The sequence below is a fragment of the Hydrogenivirga sp. 128-5-R1-1 genome (genome assembly GCF_000171895.1).
In genome coordinates this window covers 137,783-158,425 of record NZ_ABHJ01000006.1, presented here as the reverse complement: position 1 = coordinate 158,425, position 20,643 = coordinate 137,783, and the positions used below count along the sequence as shown (strand labels likewise).

General features: G+C 51.8%; 26 protein-coding genes and 1 tRNA gene. 5 read left to right on the top strand and 22 right to left on the bottom strand.

What is annotated here, in order from left to right; translation table 11 throughout:
* Positions 1–2 precede the first annotated feature (2 nt).
* Positions 3–86: transfer RNA gene (locus tag HG1285_RS09930), tRNA-Leu, on the bottom strand.
* 46 nt (positions 87–132) lie between these two features.
* On the opposite strand from HG1285_RS09930, the gene mnmE reads away from it, so the two are divergent.
* From mnmE to prfA, 4 genes are read left to right on the top strand one after another with little or no spacing between them, the layout of a single operon-like run.
* Positions 133–1,479, top strand: a complete 1,347-nt coding sequence (gene mnmE, locus HG1285_RS09935; RefSeq protein WP_008287344.1) for a tRNA uridine-5-carboxymethylaminomethyl(34) synthesis GTPase MnmE — start codon at positions 133–135, stop codon at positions 1,477–1,479.
* Positions 1,480–1,492: 13 nt separating this feature from the next.
* Positions 1,493–2,773 (top strand): transcription termination factor Rho, encoded by a 1,281-nt coding sequence (gene rho, locus HG1285_RS09940; RefSeq protein ID WP_008287343.1) that lies wholly within the window; start codon positions 1,493–1,495, stop codon positions 2,771–2,773.
* A gap of 33 nt (positions 2,774–2,806) precedes the next feature.
* The gene (rpmE, locus tag HG1285_RS09945) at positions 2,807–3,007 is read left to right on the top strand and encodes a 50S ribosomal protein L31 (RefSeq protein ID WP_008287342.1); all 201 of its coding nucleotides are present in this window, start codon (positions 2,807–2,809) and stop codon (positions 3,005–3,007) included.
* A complete protein-coding gene (gene prfA, locus HG1285_RS09950) occupies positions 3,007–4,092 on the top strand; it encodes a peptide chain release factor 1 (protein WP_008287341.1) in 1,086 nt (361 codons plus the stop codon). The genes rpmE and prfA overlap by 1 nt, the downstream gene beginning before the upstream one ends.
* On the opposite strand, the gene minE is transcribed toward prfA, so the two are convergent.
* From minE to HG1285_RS10025, 15 genes are read right to left on the bottom strand one after another with little or no spacing between them, the layout of a single operon-like run.
* Positions 4,089–4,334, bottom strand: a complete 246-nt coding sequence (gene minE / locus HG1285_RS09955) for a cell division topological specificity factor MinE (protein WP_343122629.1) — start codon at positions 4,332–4,334, stop codon at positions 4,089–4,091. The two genes, prfA and minE, sit on opposite strands and share 4 nt — an antisense overlap.
* Before the next feature lie 3 nt (positions 4,335–4,337).
* Positions 4,338–5,126, bottom strand: a complete 789-nt coding sequence (gene minD, locus HG1285_RS09960; RefSeq protein ID WP_008287339.1) for a septum site-determining protein MinD — start codon at positions 5,124–5,126, stop codon at positions 4,338–4,340.
* A 12-nt stretch (positions 5,127–5,138) separates the two neighbouring features.
* Entirely contained in the window at positions 5,139–5,714 is a 576-nt protein-coding gene (minC, locus tag HG1285_RS09965) for a septum site-determining protein MinC (RefSeq protein WP_008287338.1), read from the bottom strand.
* A gap of 14 nt (positions 5,715–5,728) precedes the next feature.
* Positions 5,729–6,640 carry a cation diffusion facilitator family transporter gene (locus HG1285_RS09970; protein WP_008287337.1) on the bottom strand — a complete coding sequence of 304 codons (912 nt, stop codon included), beginning with the start codon at positions 6,638–6,640 and terminating at the stop codon, positions 5,729–5,731.
* Between the two features lie 26 nt (positions 6,641–6,666).
* Positions 6,667–7,404, bottom strand: coding sequence for an MlaE family lipid ABC transporter permease subunit (locus tag HG1285_RS09975; protein ID WP_032496636.1), 738 nt, complete (start codon positions 7,402–7,404; stop codon positions 6,667–6,669).
* A 24-nt stretch (positions 7,405–7,428) separates the two neighbouring features.
* Positions 7,429–8,601 (bottom strand): chorismate synthase, encoded by a 1,173-nt coding sequence (aroC, locus tag HG1285_RS09980; RefSeq protein WP_008287335.1) that lies wholly within the window; start codon positions 8,599–8,601, stop codon positions 7,429–7,431.
* Entirely contained in the window at positions 8,602–8,808 is a 207-nt protein-coding gene (gene rpmB / locus HG1285_RS09985) for a 50S ribosomal protein L28 (RefSeq protein ID WP_008287334.1), read from the bottom strand.
* A 36-nt stretch (positions 8,809–8,844) separates the two neighbouring features.
* Positions 8,845–9,540: a dienelactone hydrolase family protein gene (locus HG1285_RS09990; RefSeq protein WP_008287333.1), complete on the bottom strand. Its 696-nt coding sequence runs from the start codon at positions 9,538–9,540 to the stop codon at positions 8,845–8,847.
* Positions 9,541–9,557: 17 nt separating this feature from the next.
* Positions 9,558–9,899 carry a hypothetical protein gene (locus HG1285_RS09995; protein ID WP_157560558.1) on the bottom strand — a complete coding sequence of 114 codons (342 nt, stop codon included), beginning with the start codon at positions 9,897–9,899 and terminating at the stop codon, positions 9,558–9,560.
* A complete protein-coding gene (locus HG1285_RS10000) occupies positions 9,850–10,776 on the bottom strand; it encodes a folate-binding protein YgfZ (protein WP_008287331.1) in 927 nt (308 codons plus the stop codon). The genes HG1285_RS09995 and HG1285_RS10000 overlap by 50 nt, the downstream gene beginning before the upstream one ends.
* Before the next feature lie 9 nt (positions 10,777–10,785).
* On the bottom strand, positions 10,786–11,874 hold the full coding sequence (ribD, locus tag HG1285_RS10005) for a bifunctional diaminohydroxyphosphoribosylaminopyrimidine deaminase/5-amino-6-(5-phosphoribosylamino)uracil reductase RibD (RefSeq protein WP_008287330.1): 1,089 nt from the start codon (positions 11,872–11,874) through the stop codon (positions 10,786–10,788).
* Positions 11,871–12,254: a DUF302 domain-containing protein gene (locus HG1285_RS10010; protein WP_008287329.1), complete on the bottom strand. Its 384-nt coding sequence runs from the start codon at positions 12,252–12,254 to the stop codon at positions 11,871–11,873. Before HG1285_RS10010 ends, ribD begins: the two co-directional genes overlap by 4 nt.
* Positions 12,255–12,259: 5 nt before the next feature.
* Entirely contained in the window at positions 12,260–12,685 is a 426-nt protein-coding gene (locus HG1285_RS10015; protein ID WP_008287328.1) for a hypothetical protein, read from the bottom strand.
* Positions 12,670–13,158 (bottom strand): pantetheine-phosphate adenylyltransferase, encoded by a 489-nt coding sequence (coaD, locus tag HG1285_RS10020; protein WP_008287327.1) that lies wholly within the window; start codon positions 13,156–13,158, stop codon positions 12,670–12,672. Before coaD ends, HG1285_RS10015 begins: the two co-directional genes overlap by 16 nt.
* Complete coding sequence (locus HG1285_RS10025) at positions 13,158–13,610, bottom strand: RsmD family RNA methyltransferase (protein WP_008287326.1); 453 nt, start codon at positions 13,608–13,610, stop codon at positions 13,158–13,160. The genes coaD and HG1285_RS10025 overlap by 1 nt, the downstream gene beginning before the upstream one ends.
* Before the next feature lie 101 nt (positions 13,611–13,711).
* On the opposite strand from HG1285_RS10025, the gene speD reads away from it, so the two are divergent.
* Positions 13,712–14,110, top strand: coding sequence for an adenosylmethionine decarboxylase (gene speD / locus HG1285_RS10030; protein ID WP_008287325.1), 399 nt, complete (start codon positions 13,712–13,714; stop codon positions 14,108–14,110).
* 20 nt (positions 14,111–14,130) lie between these two features.
* On the opposite strand, the gene HG1285_RS10035 is transcribed toward speD, so the two are convergent.
* The 6 genes from HG1285_RS10035 to HG1285_RS10060 all read right to left on the bottom strand — a co-directional run bounded on the left by HG1285_RS10035 (position 14,131) and on the right by HG1285_RS10060 (position 20,583).
* Positions 14,131–14,994: a slipin family protein gene (locus HG1285_RS10035; protein ID WP_008287324.1), complete on the bottom strand. Its 864-nt coding sequence runs from the start codon at positions 14,992–14,994 to the stop codon at positions 14,131–14,133.
* An 8-nt stretch (positions 14,995–15,002) separates the two neighbouring features.
* Positions 15,003–16,142: a bifunctional glutamate N-acetyltransferase/amino-acid acetyltransferase ArgJ gene (gene argJ / locus HG1285_RS10040; protein WP_008287323.1), complete on the bottom strand. Its 1,140-nt coding sequence runs from the start codon at positions 16,140–16,142 to the stop codon at positions 15,003–15,005.
* A 2-nt stretch (positions 16,143–16,144) separates the two neighbouring features.
* Positions 16,145–17,200 carry an OmpA family protein gene (locus tag HG1285_RS10045; RefSeq protein ID WP_008287322.1) on the bottom strand — a complete coding sequence of 352 codons (1,056 nt, stop codon included), beginning with the start codon at positions 17,198–17,200 and terminating at the stop codon, positions 16,145–16,147.
* An 89-nt stretch (positions 17,201–17,289) separates the two neighbouring features.
* Positions 17,290–18,567 carry an FAD/NAD(P)-binding oxidoreductase gene (locus HG1285_RS10050; RefSeq protein ID WP_008287321.1) on the bottom strand — a complete coding sequence of 426 codons (1,278 nt, stop codon included), beginning with the start codon at positions 18,565–18,567 and terminating at the stop codon, positions 17,290–17,292.
* On the bottom strand, positions 18,542–19,258 hold the full coding sequence (locus HG1285_RS10055; RefSeq protein WP_008287320.1) for a twin-arginine translocation signal domain-containing protein: 717 nt from the start codon (positions 19,256–19,258) through the stop codon (positions 18,542–18,544). Before HG1285_RS10055 ends, HG1285_RS10050 begins: the two co-directional genes overlap by 26 nt.
* Before the next feature lie 11 nt (positions 19,259–19,269).
* On the bottom strand, positions 19,270–20,583 hold the full coding sequence (locus HG1285_RS10060) for an FAD/NAD(P)-binding oxidoreductase (protein ID WP_008287319.1): 1,314 nt from the start codon (positions 20,581–20,583) through the stop codon (positions 19,270–19,272).
* Between the last annotated feature and the right edge of the window lie 60 nt (positions 20,584–20,643).

Below are 20,643 nucleotides of genomic sequence, written 5' to 3'. Positions count from 1 at the left end.
CATGGGGGTACCGGGAGTCGAACCCGGACGGCCGTGCGGCCCGCGGATTTTAAGTCCGCTGCGTCTGCCAGTTCCGCCATACCCCCTTAGCCCTCAGAAAGGCTATATTATATTTTAGACCACGCATCCGCCATGAAAGACCCCATAGTTGCGATAGCAACCCCCTTTGGAGAGAGCGCCATAGGGGTAGTCAGGCTTACCGGTAAGGATGTGCTCCCCACCGTACTCAGATACTTCAGGACTAAATCTGAGGTCAAACCCAGGTACGCCCACTACGGCACTCTCGTTGATGAAAGGGGAGAACCCATAGACGAGGGCATTCTGGTCTATTACAGGGCTCCTAACAGTTATACAGGTGAGGATATGGTGGAACTTTCCCTTCACGGAAACCCTCTGATACTCAAGAGAGTCCTTGAACTCTTCCTCAGCGCCGGATGCAGGCTCGCAGAGCCTGGTGAGTTTACGAGGAGGGCTTTCCTCAACGGCAAACTTGACCTTGCCCAGGCGGAGGCTGTTGCCGAGCTGATATCAGCCAAGACGGAGTTAGCCCGCAGGGCTTCCCTGAGGCAGTTGAGGGGCGAGCTGAGCAGGTACGTAAACTCCTTAAGGGAAAGCCTCCTTGAGCTTTCAGCCTATATAGAAGCGGACATAGAGTTTTCCGAGGAGGACATACCTACCCTAACCAAGGAGCAGGTGATCGGCATGGTTGACAGGGTTCTGGAGGGGATAGACCAGCTCCTAAGCACAGCTAAAACGGGAAAGTTGCTCAGGGAGGGGATAAAGCTTGCAATAGTGGGCAGACCTAACGTGGGAAAGTCCTCCCTCTTTAACGCACTCCTTAAGGAGGACAGGGCTATAGTTACGGACATAGAGGGAACCACACGGGATTACATAGAGGAGAGCCTTAACCTCAGAGGTATACCGGTCAGACTTATAGACACCGCTGGTATAAGGGAATCGGAAGACCCCGTTGAGAGGATCGGGGTTGAGAGGAGTATGGAGAAGATAGAGGAGGCGGATGTGGTTCTCTTCGTTGTGGACGCCTCTGAAGAGCTCAGGGAGGAGGACTCGCTTATATACGAAAAGCTGGGGGACAAGGATATCGTGGTGGTCTTTAACAAGATAGACAGAGGAGAAGTCGTCCCTCTTGAAAAATTCCAGGGACATTCTATAATAAAGGTTAGTGCCCTCAAGGGCTACGGACTAAAAGACCTTGAAGAGGAAATTCTCAAGAAGGCGGGAGCGGTAGCTCACGAAGGATTAAACATATATGTTTCGGTTAGACATGAAGAACTTCTCAAGAAGGCTCGTGAAACACTTTCTAAGTTCAGAGATAGATATGCAAAGGAGGACATAAGTCCGGAGATAGCCATGCTTGACGTCAGGGAAGCTTCCGATTTTCTTGGAGAGATAGTTGGACACATAACCACCGAGGAGGTTCTCGGAAGCATATTCTCAAGGTTTTGCATAGGAAAATAATCAGGAGGATAGTATGCAGGAGCTTCAAAAGATCTACACACTTGAAGAGCTCAAGAAGATGACCCTACAGGACTTGCAGAAGCTTGGTAAGGAGCTCGGACTACCGAGGACGACAGGGCTCAAGAAGGAGGAGCTCATAGAGAGGATACTGGGAGCGCAGGCTAAAGATGGGGGTCTTGTGTTCGTCAAAGGCGTGCTTGAGGTGCTCCCTGAAGGGTACGGCTTCATGAGGAGTGCCCAGAACAACTACATGCCGAGCTGGGAAGACGTTTACGTTGCACCCTCTCAGATAAAGAAGTTCGGTCTGAGGACGGGGGACACCATAGTCGGTTTTGCGAGACTCCCCAAGGAAGGGGAGAAGTACAAAGCCCTCATAAAGATGGAGGCGGTGAACGGCTTGAGTGCGGAGCCGGAGGTTCTTAGGTCAAGACCGACCTTTGACAGGCTGACGCCCTATCACCCCACCGAGAGGTTCAACCTTGAGTTTGACCCCAAGGAGCTTTCCACAAGGGTCATAAGCCTCGTATCGCCCATAGGTAAGGGGCAGAGGGGTATGCTCGTTGCACCACCCAAGGCTGGTAAGACGGTTCTGCTCCAGAAGATATCCAGGGCTCTCATAGAGAACCACCCGGAAGTCCACCTGATAATACTTCTCATAGACGAAAGACCAGAAGAGGTCACCGAGATGAGGAGGATAGTCGGGGACGGGGCTGAGGTGGTAGCTTCAACCTTTGATGAGCCTCCGGAGAGGCACATGCAGGTGGCTGAGCTCGTGATAGAGAAGGCTAAGAGGTTGGTGGAGCTCAAAAATGATGTGGTAATACTCTTGGACTCTATGACGAGGTTTGCGAGGGCGTCTAACGCGGTGACTCCTCCGACGGGAAGGGTTCTGTCGGGAGGTATAGAGGCTACAGCCCTTCAGAGACCAAAGAAGTTCTTTGGTGCCGCGAGGAACATAGAGGAGGGCGGATCCCTCACCATAATAGCTACAGCCCTGATAGAGACGGGCTCAAGGATGGACGATGTCATATACGAGGAGTTTAAGGGAACTGGAAACATGGAGATACACCTTGACAGGAGACTTATGGAGAGAAGGGTCTTCCCCGCCATAAATGTGGAGAGGTCGGGAACGAGGAAGGAAGAGCTCCTCGTTGAGGACTGGGAGCTCCAAAGAATGTGGGTGCTCAGGAAGTTCCTCGCCACTATGGATCCGGTTGAGGCTATGGAGTTCCTCCTTGATAAGCTGAAGAGGTTTAAGACCAACAGAGAGTTTCTGAAGGCGATGAATGCGTAGTATAATATTTTGCTTCTGGAACGGAGGTTTGAGATGAAGAAGGGCATACATCCGGAGCTTCAGCCAACGAACTTCGTTTGTGGTTGCGGAAACTCCTTCACGCTGATGTCAACTAAAGGTGGGACTGTTCACGTTGAGGTGTGCAACCAGTGCCACCCCTTCTACACCGGGAAACTGAGGTTGAAGCCCATGTTCCTTGAGCTTGCCTCCCCCGGTGAAAAGAAGGAAGGTTGATGCTCAAGAAGGAGCTGATAGACAAGTTAGAGAAACTCACCGAGAAGTATAAGAGGATTGAAGAAGAGCTCTCAAAGCCAGAAGTAATACAGGACGTAAAACGCTACAGGGAGCTCAGCAGGGAACACAAGGAACTTGCAGAGCTCTACGAGACCTACCAGGAGTACAAGCGTCTTCAAAGGGAGCTCAATGAGGCTAAGGAGCTTCTCAAGAGCCCGGAGAAGGAGCTCAAGGAGCTCGCTCAGGAAGAGATTGAAGATATACAGAGCAGGATACCCGAGCTTGAGGAAAAGTTAAAGCTCCTCCTCGTTCCTAAGGACCCGAACGACTCCAAGAACGTAATACTTGAGATAAGGGCTGGCACCGGAGGCGAGGAGGCAGCCCTGTTCGTTGCAGACCTGCTCAGGATGTATCAGAAGTACGCTGAAGACAAAGGCTGGAAATTTTCCATACTAAATGCCAACAAGACGGGACTCGGGGGATATAAGGAGGTTATAGCCCTCATAGAGGGAGAGGGCGCCTACTCAAGGCTGAAGTACGAGAGCGGAGTCCATAGGGTTCAGAGGATACCGGTCACGGAGAGCGGGGGGAGGATACACACATCAACTGCAACCGTGGCGGTTCTACCGGAGGCGGACGAGGCGGACGTGGAGATCAATCCCCAAGACCTTAAGATAGAGACCTTCAGGGCGTCGGGTGCGGGAGGACAGTACGTAAACACTACGGAAACGGCTGTTAGGATAACACATACACCCACGGGCATAGTTGTCTCCTGTCAGGACGAGAGGTCTCAGTTCCAGAACAAACAGAAGGCTCTGAAGATACTTTACGCTAAGCTCAAGGACTTTTATGAGCGTAAAAAGAGGGAGGAGATAGCCCGGGAGAGAAAGGAGCAGGTGGGAACGGGAGAGAGGAGTGAGAAGATAAGAACCTACAACTTCCCTCAGAACAGGGTAACAGACCACAGGGTTAATTTAACCCTGTACAAGCTCAACGACGTCCTTGAAGGCAAGCTGGACGAATTTATAGATGCGTTGAGGGCTAAGGAGCTTGAGGAGAGACTCAGGCTCGTGGAGACCGCTTAACTCCCCTTGAAGGGTATGCTTATCCAGAGCTCTTCCCTTTCGTCTTCGTTCTTTTTAAGGGAGACATCTATGCCGGCGGCATCAAACTGAGGGTATTTGGAAAAGAGTGAGATCAAGTCCTCCTTCAGCTTATCAACCATGCTCGGAGGTAGCCCCTGCCTCTCATAGCTGAGAACGAGCATAAGCCTCTGCTTGGCAACGTCTTTACTCTTTTTCCTGAATAAAGACCCTAAGTTCAACAAATCTTAACCTCCGAACAGTTTACTCAGGAAGCCCTCTTTCTCCCCGTACCTCTCAAAGGGAACCTCCTCTCCCAGCGTCCTTTTGGCTACATCCATTATAGCCTTTGCAGCGTTGTACTTCTGGTGCAGGACTATGGGCTCTCCCCTGTTTGTGAAGTCAACGAGCTTCTCTTCCTCAGGAATAACACCTATAAGGGGAGCCTTGAGAATGTCCGCTATATCCTCAACGGAGAGCATCTCTCCCCTCTTGACCATCTTCCACTTGATTCTGTTGACTATCACCCAGTAATCCTCTTTGTTCATGCTCTCAAGGAGTCCTATGACCCTGTCTGCATCCCTTACGGAGGACACCTCTGGGTTGACAACTATATAGGCTCTGTCCGAAGGACTGACGGCTATCTTAAAGCCCTGTTCTATACCCGCCGGAGAGTCTATGATTATGTAATCAAACTCCCCCTTGGACTTTATGTTTTCAACGAGTTCCAGCCACTTTTCCGTATTCACGGCGTCCTTGTTCTTGGTCTGGTTGGCGGGCAGGAGAAAGAGGTTCAGTCCTCTCTTGTCTTTAACGAAAGCCTTCTCGGCGGGCACCCTCTCCTCAAGGACGTCAAGTATGTCGTAGACTATCCTGTTCTCAAGACCGAGTATCATGTCAAGGTTTCTAAGCCCTATGTCCGCATCTATGAGAAGAACCTTCTTGCCAAGCTTAGCGAGGGCTACCCCCAGATTTGCCGTGAGGGTGGTCTTGCCCACACCTCCCTTGCCCGAGGTGACAACGATAACCTCTGTCATATCTATAACCCCTTATACCTTTTCTAAAACTATCATACCATCTTCAACACGGGCTACCTCAGGGTAGCCGGGAGATACCCTTTCTGAGTCGTCCGATATAGCTATCTTCTTACCTATCCTTATCTGCTGGGGTTCCATCTTTAGCGCTACGACGACGGCGCCTTCATCACCGAGGGCTCCGGCTATGGCTATACCCCTCAGAGCTCCCATAATAATAATATTACCTACGGCTAAAACTTCGGCATCTTTGTTGACGTCACCTAAGACGAGGACGTCCCCGTTGTGCTCTACCTTCTGCCCTGACCTTAGAGACCTGTCCACAACGAGTAGTCTGTCCCCCTTGGTGTCTTCCTTTCTCCGCTCGCTTATGCGGTTTATACTCTCAAGGCTCAGCTCCTTCAAGAAGTTCTCTATCTCTGGAACCCAGTCTTCGGGTAGCTCTTCGGTGTTTTCTAGTATGAAGTAGCTTCCCTGAAAGAGCTTTCCCTTTACCTTAGCCCTTATCTCCTCCTTAAGGGACTCTATGTCCTCGCACTTCTTTACCTTTACCGCTATGACAGGAAGCGTTATACCCTTTATCTCTACCACGTAAGGATATTATATCAGTGGTGGTGATGGTGGTGTCCGAGGCTTCCCGTATGCTTCAGCAGTGGGCACGAGGGTGGACATGAGTAGCCTTCCCTCTCTATCTGTATGGTGGAGTGGTTTATCCCGTGCTCCCGGACAACCTCCTCTATGGTTTTAAGTATGTCGTTACATGCTTCTACATCGCTAACAACCACGTGGGCTGTAAGTACTACGTTTCCTGCAGTTATAGACCAGACGTGTAGGTCGTGGACGTCCATTACGCCCGGCACCTTCCTTATGTCCTCCTCTATCTTTTCTGGGTCTATCGCCGAGGGCACGAGCTCAAGGAGGACGTCAAGGGAGTTTCTTATGACTGAGTAGGCTCCCGGGAGGATGAGCAGGGCAATAGCCACACTCAGTATGGGATCCGCGAGGTAAAACTGCCAGAAGGTTACAGCCACACCAGCCACTATTGCGGCTACGGAGCCTAAGGTGTCCGTGACAACGTGCAGGAAGGCTGCCTTTACGTTTATGTTCTCTTCGGCGCTCTTGAAGAGGAGGTAGCCTGCCACGAGGTTTATAAGAAGACCTATACCAGCTATGAGGAGCATCTGGGGACCGAGGACGGGCTCCGGATTCAGGAACCTGTGGAAGGCTTCGTAGGCTATGTAGCCTATCAGAGTTATAAGAAAGACGCCGTTCACGAGCGCAGCGAGTACCTCCAGCCTATAAAGTCCGTAGGTCATTCTCTTTCCCTTGGCTTTTTGAACCAGGAGCTGGGCAACGAGGGCTATCAAAAGGGAGACGCTGTCTGTGAGCATGTGTCCAGCATCGGACAGGAGCGCAAGGCTGTTTGTGAGGATACCGCCTACGAGTTCCACAAAGGCGAAGGAAAATATCAGGGCTAAGCTTATACCGAGAACCCTTACGCTGTTCCTTCTGTCCATGATAAAAATTTAGCAGAACTCAGCTATCAGAATATTATCGCCGTCAGGAAGTAGTCGGTTATGAGTATGAGCATTGAGGCTGTCACGACGGAGTTGGTCGTAGACCTGCCCACCCCTTCGGTGCCTCCCCTCGTGTAAAAGCCGAAGTAGCAGCTCACCGCAGCTATTATGAAGCCGAACACGAACGCCTTATAAAGCCCTCCGACTATGTCGTAGAACTCCGTAAGATCTATCATCTTCTGCCAGTAAAGGTACTCGTTCACCTTGAACAGCTTGGTGGCAACGAGCCATCCACCGAACATGCCCGCTACGTTTGAAACTATAGTTAGGAGGGGAACGCCCACGGTGGTGGCGAATATCCTCGGTGTAACCAGATACCTCACGGGGTTGACAGCCATAACTTCAAGGGCGTCTATCTGCTGGGTTATCCTCATCGTTCCTATGTTGGCGGTCATTGCGGAGCCTACCCTTGCGACCACCATCAGGGAGGTCAGGACTGGACCGAGCTCTCTGCCCATGGAGAGGGCTACCACCGCACCTATCAGGTATTCTGCGTTGAACCTGTGGAAGGTTGAGTAGGTCTGGAGGGCTATGACTCCTCCCGTGAAGGTTGAGGTGACGAGAACAACTAAGGAGGTCTCGGCGGCTATGTAGGTGAACTGGTCTATGAAGTGTCTCACCTTTGGGGGTTTCTTGAAGAGGAAGTAAACCGCCTGCAGGGCGAGAAGTGAAGCCTTGCCCACCTCTTCAGTGAGCTTCAACAACCAGTTCATGCTGGGAATAGGATATCAGAAGCCTTTTACGTGTTCCATGTAGAGCTTAAAGCGTGCCTTCAACTCCTCCATGAAGTCCCCGCCCAGCTTTTCCAAAAGGGCGTCTGCAAGGACTATTGCGAGCATAGCTTCTCCTACCACCGACGCCGCTGGAACCGCTACCACGTCCGTCCTCTCCTTCCCGGCGGACAGCTCCTCTTTGGTGTCTATGTCCACACTCCTGAGAGGGTTCTTCAGGGTTGGTATGGGCTTCATGGTGACCCTCACCAGCAAGGGCATCCCGTTGGTGATCCCACCCTCCGTTCCGCCGAGGTTGTTGGAGTGTCTGAAGTATCCCTTTTCAGGGCTGTAGCCTATCTCGTCGTGGACTTGAGATCCGAGCCTGACCGCAGACTCCACGCCCAGCCCGATCTCCACCGCCTTCATCGCCTGAATGCTCATCATCGCTTGGGCTATCCTTCCGTCTATCCTCCTGTCCCACTGGATATGGCTACCGAGTCCCGGAGGCACCCCAACCGCAAAGACCTCAAACATTCCGCCCGCACTCTCTCCCTTCTCCCTGACGCTATCTATGTACTTTTTGAACTCCTCATCTCTGGTAGGGTCTGGAAACCTGAGCTCCGACTTCTCCGCAAGCTCATGCCTCTTTAAGAGGTCTTCCTCCTCTATGGGAAAGGAGCACTCACCTATGTTTATCACGTAACTCCCTATCCTTATCCCGAACTCCTCTAAGAACCTCTTGCAGACAGCTCCAACCGCCACCCGTGCTGCCGTCTCCCTTGCGGAAGCCCTCTCAAGTATGTTTCTCAGATCTCTTTGGTTGTACTTGATACCGCCCACGAGATCCGCATGTCCGGGACGGGGTCTGGTGAAGGGCACCACCGCCTCTGATGGCTGACCCTCCACTGCCATCTTCTCCTTCCAGTTTTCCCAATCCTTGTTCTCTATCCAGAGGGTTATGGGAGACCCGAGGGTCTTTCCGAAGCGGACACCGGAGGTTATCTGGACTCTGTCCTTCTCTATCTTCATCCTCCCTCCGCGTCCGTAACCGCCCTGACGCCTGCGGAGTTCTCTGTTTATGTACCCTTCGGATATTTCAAGGTTGGCAGGTATGCCTTCAAGGATAGCGGTGAGCCCCTTCCCGTGGGACTCCCCCGCCGTTAGAAATCTTAAAACCCTCAGGGACATTTACTCTTTTGGAACGCGAGCTGCCTTGACCACCTTTCCCGCCTTGAGGCACTTGGTACATACGTACATTCTCTTAACACTCCCGTCAGGGAGTCTCACTCTAACCTTCTGAACGTTGGGTTTAAAGAGTCTGGGATTCCTCTCTGCGGAGAAGGTGACTCTCCTTCCGTGCATTACCCTCTTTCCGCATATTTCACAGGCTGCCATTCCTTACCTCCAGAGGGAAAGTATTTTATCAGAGACTCAGCCCAGATGTCTTTTGAAGAACTTAACCGCTAACTCCCAAGCGTCCTGAGCGGTATCCTCGTCGTAAACGTCGGGTCTTTTGTCGTTCAGGAAAGCGTGGTTGACACCCGCATAGACCTTAGCCTGAGCCTCCACGCCGTTCCTCCACACGTCCTTAAAGATGTCTATGACGCTGTCGTTGTTCACGAACTCGTCCTTTTCAGCCATGATGAAGAATATGGGAACCTTGATTGTGTGAGGGTCTATGGGTGCAAGCTGAGGAAGTCCGTAAAAGGGAACGCTCGCGTCTATCAGGTCGGAGAACTTGCTGGCGAAATACATGGACAGAGTCCCGCCACAGCAGAAGCCCGTAACTCCCACCTTGACCGGGTCTGTTATGTCAAGGTTTTTCAGGTACTCAACGCTCGCCTTGAACATGGCGTCCACGTCGTCCATCCTGTTCTGGAACATCTCCGTCATCAGGGCACCCGCGTCGTCTGGGTTGTCCGCTGTCTTGCCCCTGTACAGGTCTGGTGCGAAGGCTACGAAGCCCTCCTGGGCGAGCTTGTCGGTGAGCTCCTTTATGTTTGATAGGGGTGAGTCAAGCCCCCACCATTCGTGTATGATTATGACCGCCGGACCTCTGCCGGAAGGTTCAGCCAGGTATCCGCTAACCTTGGTTCCGTTGGCTTCAAACTCAACGTTTCTTCCCATTTCCTTCCCTCCTTTGCCTATAATTTTACATGAAGGTAGGTGTAGTAAAAGTTCTGTTCCACCCCGCTTGAGAGCTTTGTGTCCGCTTCCAGAACGTCCCCCTTTAGGAACTCCTTAGCCCTCCTTATAAACTCTCTGTGTAAGGGGTCGCTCATCTTCTCTGAGTAAACGGTGGCGGCAAACCTGTCCTCTCCTAACTTAGCCATACTCCCATATAGCTCTCCTCTGCAGAAGAAGAGGACTCTGTCATTTTCCTCTTCCCTTTCTAACTCAGGACATCTTTCCTTGAGCAACTCCTCAATCAGAGCTTTAGTCTCTTCCCACCTGTTCACAGCTATCTCCGAGCCTGATCTTCCCACCTGCCGTGCTTACCTCCATGCCGGGTCTGTATATGTTCCTCAGCACGTAACCGAGGGCAAGCTCTCCCGTGGAGTTAACGGAGGTTATGACACCCACAGCCTTCTGACCCTCAAGGAGTTTATCTCCTTCCTGTATGCTCCCCTCAACTTTATGTACCTTTACGAGCATACGGGGTGTTCTTCCCCGGAAGTAAACGCGGGCTATCGCCTCCTGCCCTACGTAACATCCCTTGTTCATGTCTATGGCGTAGCTAAGAACACCCGCCTCAAGGGGTGAAAAACCCTCTTTAAGCTCCTTGCCTATCCTCGGGACGCACCTCTCTATCCGCAGGTCTTCAAACTCAACTTCCCCAATGCGATCTCCCTCCGGTAGTTCACCCATGAAGTTGGACAGGTCTCCCATCACATCGTAGCCTTTCTGCCTGAGCCTTACCGGATTCTTCGCCACGAGGAGTCCGTTTATCTCTTTGACCTCAAAGTCTCCGAATTCCACGCCGAAGGCGTCCTTTATAAACTCGTCGCTACCTTCTCCGAAGAGGAATATGTGCCGGAGTTGTTGGGTCAGGTCTTCAAAGTAAACCTTAAGGGACAGCTTCAGGCGGTTGAACTCCTCTATCACCTCCTCAGCAGGCTTATCCGTGTCCAGCAGGTAGTAGTCCTGGACTTTGTAGACAAAGAAGTCCGCGACGGGTTGTCCGTTCTGCCTTAGCCAGAGGTTGTAGTTGAAGGTTCCGGGGCTGAGCGCCTTCACGTTGTTTGTTAATAGGCTGTGGAGGAAGTGGGTGTGCTCCTCGGGGGCGGTCATGCCCTTCATGAGAACCTTTGCCGGTTTACCGAATATCTTTACCTTTGACCTGTTGAGCTCTATCCATTTCATGGTAATGTTTTACCATCTCAGACCTGGACTTTCCATGACGGGGACATACTCAAAGACCCTGTCCTCTCCGAGGGCGTGCTCTCTCCTGATTTTGAGCTTGAGGCAGTCGTTCACCCTGTCCACCCCAAGCCCCGACAATGATATACCGTCTCCCATCACTCTGGGTGCCTGAAAAACGACGAGTCTGTCCCACAGACCCTCCTTTAAGAACTGGCTGACTGTGTAGGCACCTCCCTCAACGAGAAGGTGTAGAACATCTCTTGAGGCGAGCTCTTTGAGAAGCTCTCCGAGCTCTATCTTCTCCATGTAAAGAAGCTGGACTCCAGCTCCGAGGAGCTCGCTCTCCTTTGCCGGGTCTCTCCGAGAGAAAACCACAAGTGTTTGAGCCATGCCGTCCGACACCAGGTTTGAGTCCATGGGTATCTCAAGCTCTGGGTCTATCACTATCCTCAGGGGTTGCCTCCCAAAGGGGATGTGCCTGATCGTCAGGGAAGGGTTGTCCCTCAGGAATGTGTTCAGACCCACGAGAACCGCGGTGGCTTCCGACCTGAGGCGGTGTGCGAACCTCCTGCTCTCGGGAGAGCTTATCCACTTGCTATCACCTGAAGGGGTCGCCACCTTTCCGTCAAGGGTCTGGGCGAGTTTTAGGGTTACATAAGGTCTCTTCATTGTGATGAAGGTGAAGAAGTCTTCGTTGAGCTCCCTCGCCTCTTCTTCCAGGACGCCCACCTCCACATCCAAGCCAGCCTCTCTCAGCCTCTCTATCCCTTTGCCTCCGACCACGGGGTTCGGGTCTTTAACCGCAACCACAGCCTTCCTTATGCCAGCCCTTATGAGGGCGTCGGTGCAGGGAGGAGTCCTCCCGAAGTGGGTACAGGGCTCAAGGGTCACGTATAGGGTGGATCCCTTAGCCTTTTCGCCCGCCTGCTCTAAGGCAACCACCTCCGCGTGGGGGTGCCCTGCCCCCTCGTGATAGCCGAGACCGACTATCTCCCCCTCGTTGACCACGACACAGCCCACCGTGGGGTTGGGGTGGGTGAGTCCCTTCCTCCTTTTAGCGAGGGAAAGGGCTAAGGACATATAGCCTACGTCACTCATTTAGCGGACTCTTCCATTATCTCCTTCACGAGCCTCTCTATCTCCTCTGCAACGCCCTTTAGTTCTGGCTCGTTGTACATCTCTATCATCTGGGTCGGGGCTATAGTGCTTAGGACGGTCTTTCCGTTTTCCTCAAATATGGCTACCCTGCAGGGCATAGCCGTTGATATGTAGGGGTTTCTGGAAAGAACTTCGCTGGCAGCCTTCGGCTGACATATCTCCACGATCACACATCTGTAGCTTATCGGGTGACCCTTGCTCTCCAGTATATCGGTGACCTCGTGGGTGCTCATTACGCCGAACCCTTTGGACTTTGCAGTTTCCTCCAGCTTCTCCTTAACTTCCTTTACGCCTTTGGAACTTTCAACCTTTATAAGCATACTTCTTACCTCCTGAAGTTTTGGAGCAGGTTCCAGTATATTTTATCAAGGAGGTCGTCTATAGCCCTCCTCCTCGGTATGTCGCCCAGACCACCGCTCGGGAGAGAGTAGGGTACGGTTCCAGCCAGGGAGAAGCTACGTTCACCCACCCTGACGCTGAAGGACACGCTCAGGTTGTAGGAGCTAACCCTCTGGGCAGGCGTGTAGGCTATGGGGGTCTCCTTAAAGCTCGTTATGCGCACGTAGACTTCAGTGGAACCCTTCTTGCAGCCGAGCTTCCACCCGCTCTCAAGGATAGCCTTCTCAATTGTCCTGAGGAGGGCGTAACTCAGATAAGGCTCGTTTGTGTCGTTCTCAACCTCCTTTATGCAGAGTTCCTGGGAGAAGGCAGTTAAGGTTGCGATAAGCAGAACTATCAGGAGCGCTCGCATCCGAATTTCTCTCTCAGCTTCTTTTCAACGAAGGGATGAACGAGACCCTTCAGCTCACCGCAGTAGGAGGCTACGTCCCTCACTATCGTGGAGCTTATGTGTATGTAGTCTTGGGAAGGCATCATGAACACCGTTTCCACCTCAGCGAGGCGGAAGTTCGTGAGGGCTATCTGGAGCTCGTATTCAAAGTCCGTAAAGAGCCTTACACCTCTAACTATTATGTCTATGTCCTCCCTCTTCATAAAGTCCACCAGCAACGAGTCAAAACCTTTAACCTCAACCCTATCGGACACATTGCGCGTCATCTCTCTGAACATCTCAAGCCTGTCCTCAAGGGGAAAAAGCAGGTTCTTCCTCGGATTCTCCGCCACGGCTACAACGACCCTGTCAAAGAGCTTCAGGCTTCTCTCCACTATGTCCAGATGACCTAAGTGGGGCGGATCAAAAGTTCCTGGGTAGACAGCCCTCTTCATCACTTCCTCCAGAAGGACAGAGCGGTATCTCCGTAAAGCCTTGTTTCATCAGCGGAGAACTTCTTTCTCTTGTCGTGTTCAAGTATGAATAGACCTCCCGGTGCGAGGACTGCAAGAGCTTTTTCTATTAAGGGTTTGTAGAGCTCAAAGTTGTAAGGTGGGTCTGCGAATATAACCTCCGGTTGCACCTTCAGCTGTTCAAGGACCTTTAGGGAGTCGCCCCTTATCACCCTTCCCTTAGCCTTCTTCTTTATGTCGGCAGCGCGCCTTGGGTTCTTTTCAACGTAGATGACCTGGGCTCCCCTCCTCTCAGCTTCAAGACCCACCTGTCCCGTTCCAGCGAAGAGGTCTAAGAACAGAAGCCCCTCTATGTCTCCCAGTATGTTGAAGAGGGCGTTCCTGACCATTGAGGAGGTGGGTCTGAGGTTTTGAACCCTTCTTGTCTTTTTCACGAAAAATGATTATACTGTATATTTGCTTTTAAGGAGGTGCTCGTCATGAGCTTCTTTATGTATTTCAGGCTCTTCAAAGACTTTTCAAGGGAGGATAGGAAATGGCAAAGACCCTCGGACTGCATATCTTAGCGGACCTTCACGGCGTTGATGCGGAGCGTATTGACCGCGTGGAAGACATAAGGAACCTTCTGGAGACCGCCGTCAAGGTCGCCGACCTCACCAAGATATCCTCTCACTACTACCAGTTTCAACCCCATGGAGCTACGGGAGTAGTTCTCTTAGCCGAATCCCACATCTCAATCCACACCTGGCCCGAGCACGGACTTGCCACCGTGGACGTATACACCTGTGGAGACCCTACTAAGGCGTACAGGGCTATGGAGTACATCATTAACACCCTTGAGCCCAAGAGGGTGGACAAGCAGGTTCACGAAAGGGGAACGGTTGGAGAAGAAGAGCAGTCCGAGGAACTACGAAGTATACTGCTCAGCGCCTAACTCCTGATAGCCTGGGGCGTTTAACTCTGCCCCTCTCGTTTCTTCTTGCTTAGGAACTCAACGAACTCAAAGGGGAAGGGGAATATGACCATCTTTGCGTTCTGAAGACCTATCGTGTGCAGGGTTTCAAGGTATCTGAGCTGTATGGCTATGGGTTCTGTAGCGAGTATCTTGGCTGCGTCAAGGAGCTTCTGGGCTGCCTGATACTCAGCCTCTGCGGAGATTATCTTTGCCCTCCTTTCCCTCTCTGCTTCTGCCTGTCTGGCTATAGCCTTTCGCAGGTCATCGGGCAGGTCTATCTTCTTCAGCTCAACGGCCACGACCTTAACACCCCAGGGGTCTGTCTGCCTGTCAATTATCTCCTGGAGCTTAATGTTTATCTTTTCCCTCTTGGAGAGGAGTTCGTCAAGCTCAGCCTCACCGCAAACGCTTCTCAGCGTGGTCTGGGCTATCTGGGAGGTGGCGTATAGGTAGTCCTCAACCTCAACTATTGCGTTCACGGGGTCAACAACCCTGAAGTAAACGACCGCATCAACCTGGACAGATACGTTGTCCTTGGTGATTATGTCCTGTGTGGGAACGTCAAGGGTAACGGTTCTCAGGGAGACTTTAACTATACGGTCAATTATGGGAATTATGATTATTAGCCCTGGACCTTTAGCCCCGATCACCCTTCCGAGACGGAACACCACAGCCCTCTCGTATTCGGGAATTATCTTTATGGCAGCGAGTAGGAATATAATTCCGAGAACCACGAGTATCACGATTGGTGAAAACACCATGGCAAAACCTCCTATGTACTTGAGTAAGTTCCCTCCCATAGCTATCGCGAGGAATATTGCCACGAAGATGAAGAAGGGAAGTGCCTCAAGAAGAGCCCTCATAGTCCACCTCACGTGTGATATTCCGCGTTTATCCTCACGTACTCATAACCTATGTCGGAGGAGTAGTATGTCCAAGAGTTTTTACCCTCCTTCAGGTCTATGACTATCTCTATCTCCTTTTCCTCCTCCAGGTATCTCTTTGCGAGCTTCTCCGCCTTTGGGTGGGGTCTTCCGTCGTAGAGGAGGTGCTTTCCAACGTATATCCTCATGGAGAAGGGGTCTATGGGGAACTCTGTGCTGCCCGCCGCGGCAGCTATCCTGCCCCAGTTGGGGTCTCTACCGTAAACCGCCGTCTTCACCAGCAGGGAGTTCGCTACCGTCTTAGCTATCTCCTTGGCCTTCATCTCAAGGGTAGCCCTCTTGACGGTGACCTTTATTACCCTCGTGGCACCCTCTCCGTCCTCAACTATCTTCTTGGCGAAGCTCTCGGAGGTTTCAAGAACCTGGGCTTCTATCTCCTCAAGTTCAGCCTGAACCTCCCCGAGAGATATGAGCCCGAAGCTGTCGTTGGTGCTCTCACAACCGTCAACGGTTATGGAGTTGAAGGTTCTCTCGTTGACTCTCCTGTGGAGCTGTCTCAGGGTCTCGTAGTCAAGGTCACCTTTGGTGAACACAAAGGAGAGCATAGTTGCCATAGAAGGCGCTATCATGCCCGCCCCTTTGGCAAAACCGAAGGTTTCAAGCTCTCCCTTTTTCACGAAGTCAAACTTAGGGAAGCTGTCGGTGGTGGAGATCACCTCTGAAGCCCTCTCAAGGTCAAGGGGTTCCAGTATGGAGCAGGCGTTCTCTATCGCACCGAGCACATCATCTATTGGCAGGGGTCTGCCTATTATCCCCGTTGAAAAGACGAGAACCTCCTCCTGCCTAACGTTCAGACTGTGGGCTGCCTGACGTGCCATGAGCTCAGCGTGGATCACTCCCTCCTCCCCTGTTCCGCAGTTGGCGTTCCCGCTGTTTATAACCAGAGCGCTCACCTTGTCAGTTCCCTTAGCCACCCTCTCCGAGTATATGACGGAACCCGCTTTAAAGTAGTTGTCCGTGAAGAGGAAGGAGGCTGTGCATGGGTAAGGGAGGGCTATCACGAGTATGTCGGGGTTGCCGGACTCTTTGAGCCCGGCTCTGCTGACGCCCATGAGTATGTCGGGCATTATCACTCCTCTTGAAGCTTTATGACTATGAACTCAACCCTTCTGTTGGTGAGTCTGCCTATCTTGTCTTCGTTGCTCGCTATAAATCTTTCCTTACCGAACCCGACGATGTCTATCTTATCTTCAGGTATGCCTTTCTCCACCAGGTATCTCTTTACAGCCTCTGCCCTCTTCATTGCGAGCTTCTCGTTGTACTCCTTAGGACCGATTATGTCGGTGAAGCCCTCTATCCTGACCTTTACGAACTCGTTCTCTTTGAGAGTCTTTACTACCTCGTTCAGTATGGGCACGTACTCTCTCCTTATGCTGTACTTATCAAAGTCAAAGTGTATCCTCGCCGTTATCTTCAAAGGCTCCTCAATCAACTGCGGCTCTTTCTTCTCGGGCTTGGGCTCCTCTTTTGCTACGGTCTCCTCTTCGGGCTTTTCCTCTTCCTTTGGAGGCGGAGGAGGAACTACGACCTTTCTCACACCCGTGTAGCACTCAAGCTCGTTTTCCATCGCAACCTTAAGCTTGCTTTCCGCTATCTTGCTCTCCGTGCTGACCTCGTTGTAGAACTTGAGTATAAGGGCTGAGTTGGGTTCTTCCTTCTTCAGCTCGTAAACGAGGGCGTCGTAAAAGGCTTCAGCCCTTCCAAGCTCCCTCGGGGAGCAGTCCTTAGCCTTGTTCTCCCTGAGAAACTCCAGCCTAGTCTTTATGTCGTTTATATCAACGAGCTGGAAGGCGTCCTTCTTCTCCTCGGTGGGCTTAGGTAGCTGCTCTATGGGAGTTATCTCCTCCTTCTTGGTGAAGGCGGCGCTTATAGCCTTTGAGGCGTAATTCATCGTCCTTATGGCAAATATCTTTGAGCCCACGTCGTCTGCCTCGGACGCAAGTATGGCAGCTATCTCTTTGTAGCCTTTAGTCTTTGAGTACAGGTAGGGTGCCTTGTCTTTGGCTCCCACGTTGTACGCCTTTATGATCGCCCTCTGGGCTTCGTCTATACCCTGGGTTACTCTGAAGGAGAAAGCTACGCCCACGCTTATCAACAGGGCGAGAGCTGTGAACGCCTTTAGCATATCTTTCCCTCCCGTCATGATTATACTATACGGCTCAGGGCTCGGTTAGTTTAGGAGTAAAAAAGGAAAAAGGGTGAGGGGAGCCGTTTCTAAAAGAAGAGGTCTCTCCATAGCCCCCTTGCCCACTCGTAGTATCTCTTTGCTGTGGAGACCTTCCAGGTGTTGTCCTCCCGGAGTATCTTCTTAACCTCACCTGTCTCAACGTTGTACTTGTACTCAACCTCAACCATTATGGCGGACTTCATGTTCACCATCGCGTAGCATATGCCATGTTGTATTAGCTCTCCCCTGGGTTTCTTTCCTCTGATCCTGTCCGCCACTATCTTGGCGACCACCTTAGCCTGGGAGTTTGCAGCATACCCGCTCTTTGGAAGGTAAGACTCACAGGAGTCTCCTATCACGAAGACGTTCCTCACCTTAGTCTCAAAGGTCATGGGGTTTACCCTGACCCACTTCTCCCTTCCGTAGATAAGCCCTATCTCTTCCAGAAACTTGGGTGCTCTCATAGGCGGTATTATTGAGCCGAAGTCAAACCTCACCTCTCCTTTGTCCGTTTTTATGGTCTTTGTCGCTACGTCTATATCCTTTATCGTCGCACCCGTTATGTAGGTAGCCATACCCCTGTAAAAATCGTTGTATGCCTTCATGAAGCCTTCCCTGAGGACGGGCGGGTACTCGTTGGCATCTATGAAGTACATGTGAGCCTTGAGTCCATTTTCCTTTATGTAGCTCAGCATGAGAGCTGCACGTTCGTAAGGGGCAGGTGGACACCTGTAGGGCATCTTGGGAACGGTGAATACGAGGTTCTCACCCTCAAACTCCTCAAGGAGCCTCTTGAGGTAGAGGTGTTCGCTTCCGGGCTTGAATGCTCCGGGATAGAACCAGGACGCCTCTTCATAAAAAGGAAACTCCTCAAAGTCATACTCTATGCCGGGGGAAAGTATCAGGTAGTCGTACTCAATGTAGCCTTCCGATATGTACACCCTCCTCTTAGGAAGGTCTACGTCGGAGACGAAGTCGTTTATGACCTTCACACCGTACTTGGTATGGAGCCTGTTGTAGGGAAAGCAGAGCTGCCCGTACTCTATAAGGTCAACGAGGTAGTGATTGCTGAGAGGGCAGGATACGAAGAGCTGGTTCTTCTCTATCAGGAAAACATCTGCGTCTGGGTTTTCCTTCTTAACGTACTTGGCTGCTGTTACGCCACCGTACCCTCCTCCTACAACGACCACCCTGTTTCCCTTTGCTCTCCCCAGCAGGCGTGAGCTCGTTTTAGCCACCACTACATTCACGCCCGATGCAACGAGGGCAGTTGCTCCACCTCCTATGAGCGTCCTTCTGCTAACACCTGATAACTTCCTGGGCATACTCCTCCACCTCTATAACTTCACACTTGTCCACAAGCTTCTTCGCCTTTCTCGTTGACCTATACAGCTTTCTCAGGTCTGGTTTGAAAACGTCAAAGAAGTCCTCGTAGAGCTCCTTTCCTAAGGTTCCCACCGCGTAGAGCTTTCCCCCCTCATGGCTCAGAACTATGGCTGTGAGCGGATACGGAGAGGGACCATCTATAACGGCACCTCCCTTTTCCGGATCGAAGACGGAGAGGTGAGCGCAGCACTGGATAACGCCTCCCTTCTTAACTATCTTTGAGGGAACGTTTTGGGGGTAGTAGTTGATGAAGGAATACTCGGGGGTGGGGTAGCTCAACTGGTGGGGACATATTGCGCAGTAAGCGACTATGCTCTTTTTTGGTCCCACTCCCCCCTGCCACCTGTAGGTTGTCCCGTCCGAGAGCTTGACCTCCGCAGGAGGGACTTCCTTGTCTAAGTTTGCGAGAATACAGGGTGTAGCCCTGTGGGGATAGAAGAATATGTACTGTTTGTTGGGGTCAACCTCCTCGGGCTTTAGGGGTGTGCCGTCCTTCTTCAAGAGGATAGCCTTTTTATAGGACTTATAACTTCCTTCCTGAGCTCTAAGTCCCTCTATAAAAAAGGAAGGGGAAGCGAGGGAAGCGGCGGCAACGGCAGTGCACATCTTTATGAATCCCCTTCTGTCCATATACTCCTCCGTCAGCTGAACATGTCTCTGTAAAGTGCCTTAGCCCATTCGTAGGTGGAGCGTGCCAACTGTCTTGACCTGTTGTTTACCACGTTCACCTTCTTCTTAACGGGTGCCTTCTTTTTCTTATCTATGGCGTACAGAACGTTTATCACTATCGCCTCCTGTGGCTCTCCGTTCACCATGGAGTAACAGGTGTTGGTGGGTGCCTTGACCGATTCAATGGGGTCTTTACCCTTCAGAAGTGCGACGAGGGCTTTCACGACCATGTTCTGGGTGTGGTTGTGAGCCATGTCTCCGCTCTTGGGAAATCCTTTAACGGAAGAAGCGTCTCCCGCGACGAATACCCTTGGGTCAACCTTTGACTGGAGCGTCAGCGGGTTAACGTCGCACCAGCCCGTTTTGGGGTTAACGAGCCCAGCCTTCCATGCCAGTTCACCTGCCTGGTGGGGAGGATTTATGTTGGCGTCGTCAAACTTGAAGTCCCCCGCTGTGGTCTTTATTACCTTGTTTACGGGGTCAACTTCCTTTATCTTGGCGTTGGGGACGTATTCCACAAGACCGAGGTAGAGCTCCTGATAAGCTCTGCCGAAACCCTCACCCTTTGGCTTTATCTGACCCTTTGGGTCTAAGATTATCAGCTTTCCGTTGACCTCGTTCTGCTTGAACACGTGGGCTATCATAGCTGCCCTCTCGTAGGGTGCTGGCGGACACCTGTGGGGCGGTGGCGGAACCGTGAGTATAAAGGTACCCTCTTCAAAGTTATGAACCTTCCTCTTGAGCGCTATGTGCTCGGAGCCGGGTATGAAGGCTGAGGGGAAGTGGGTTGCACAGAGCTGAGCCATCTTCCTATCTCCCTTGAACCACGCATCGTAGTTGTAGCCTATTCCAGGGGCGAGTATAAGGTAGTCGTAGTCAACGTAACCTTCGGTGGTGTAAACCCTCCTTCCATCCCTGTCTATGTCGGTGACCGTTGCGTTTATGAATGTGTAACCGTACTTGGAGGCGGGAGTATGGAAATCGTGCATGAGGAACTCCATGTCCACCAGACCGCCAAGCCATACGTTGCTTATCGGACAGGACATGAATATCTTCCTCTTCTCTATGAGAACAACGTCAACTCCGTTGCCGAGTTCCTTCTTCAGGTGCTTTGCGGCAGTCATGCCTGCCCAGCCGCCTCCAACTATAACTACCCTATTCCCCTTGGAAGGAGGAAGCATCCTGCCTGCGGTCTTAGTTGCGCAAGCGGTTGACTGGAGCTGAACAGCTCCGAGGACAGCTCCCACTCCTGCGATCTTGAAAAGATCTCTCCTGTTTACACCCATGCTATACCCCCTTTTAAGGTTTTTTCATCGTCAGCCTATTAAGAGCAATCCCCGTGCCAT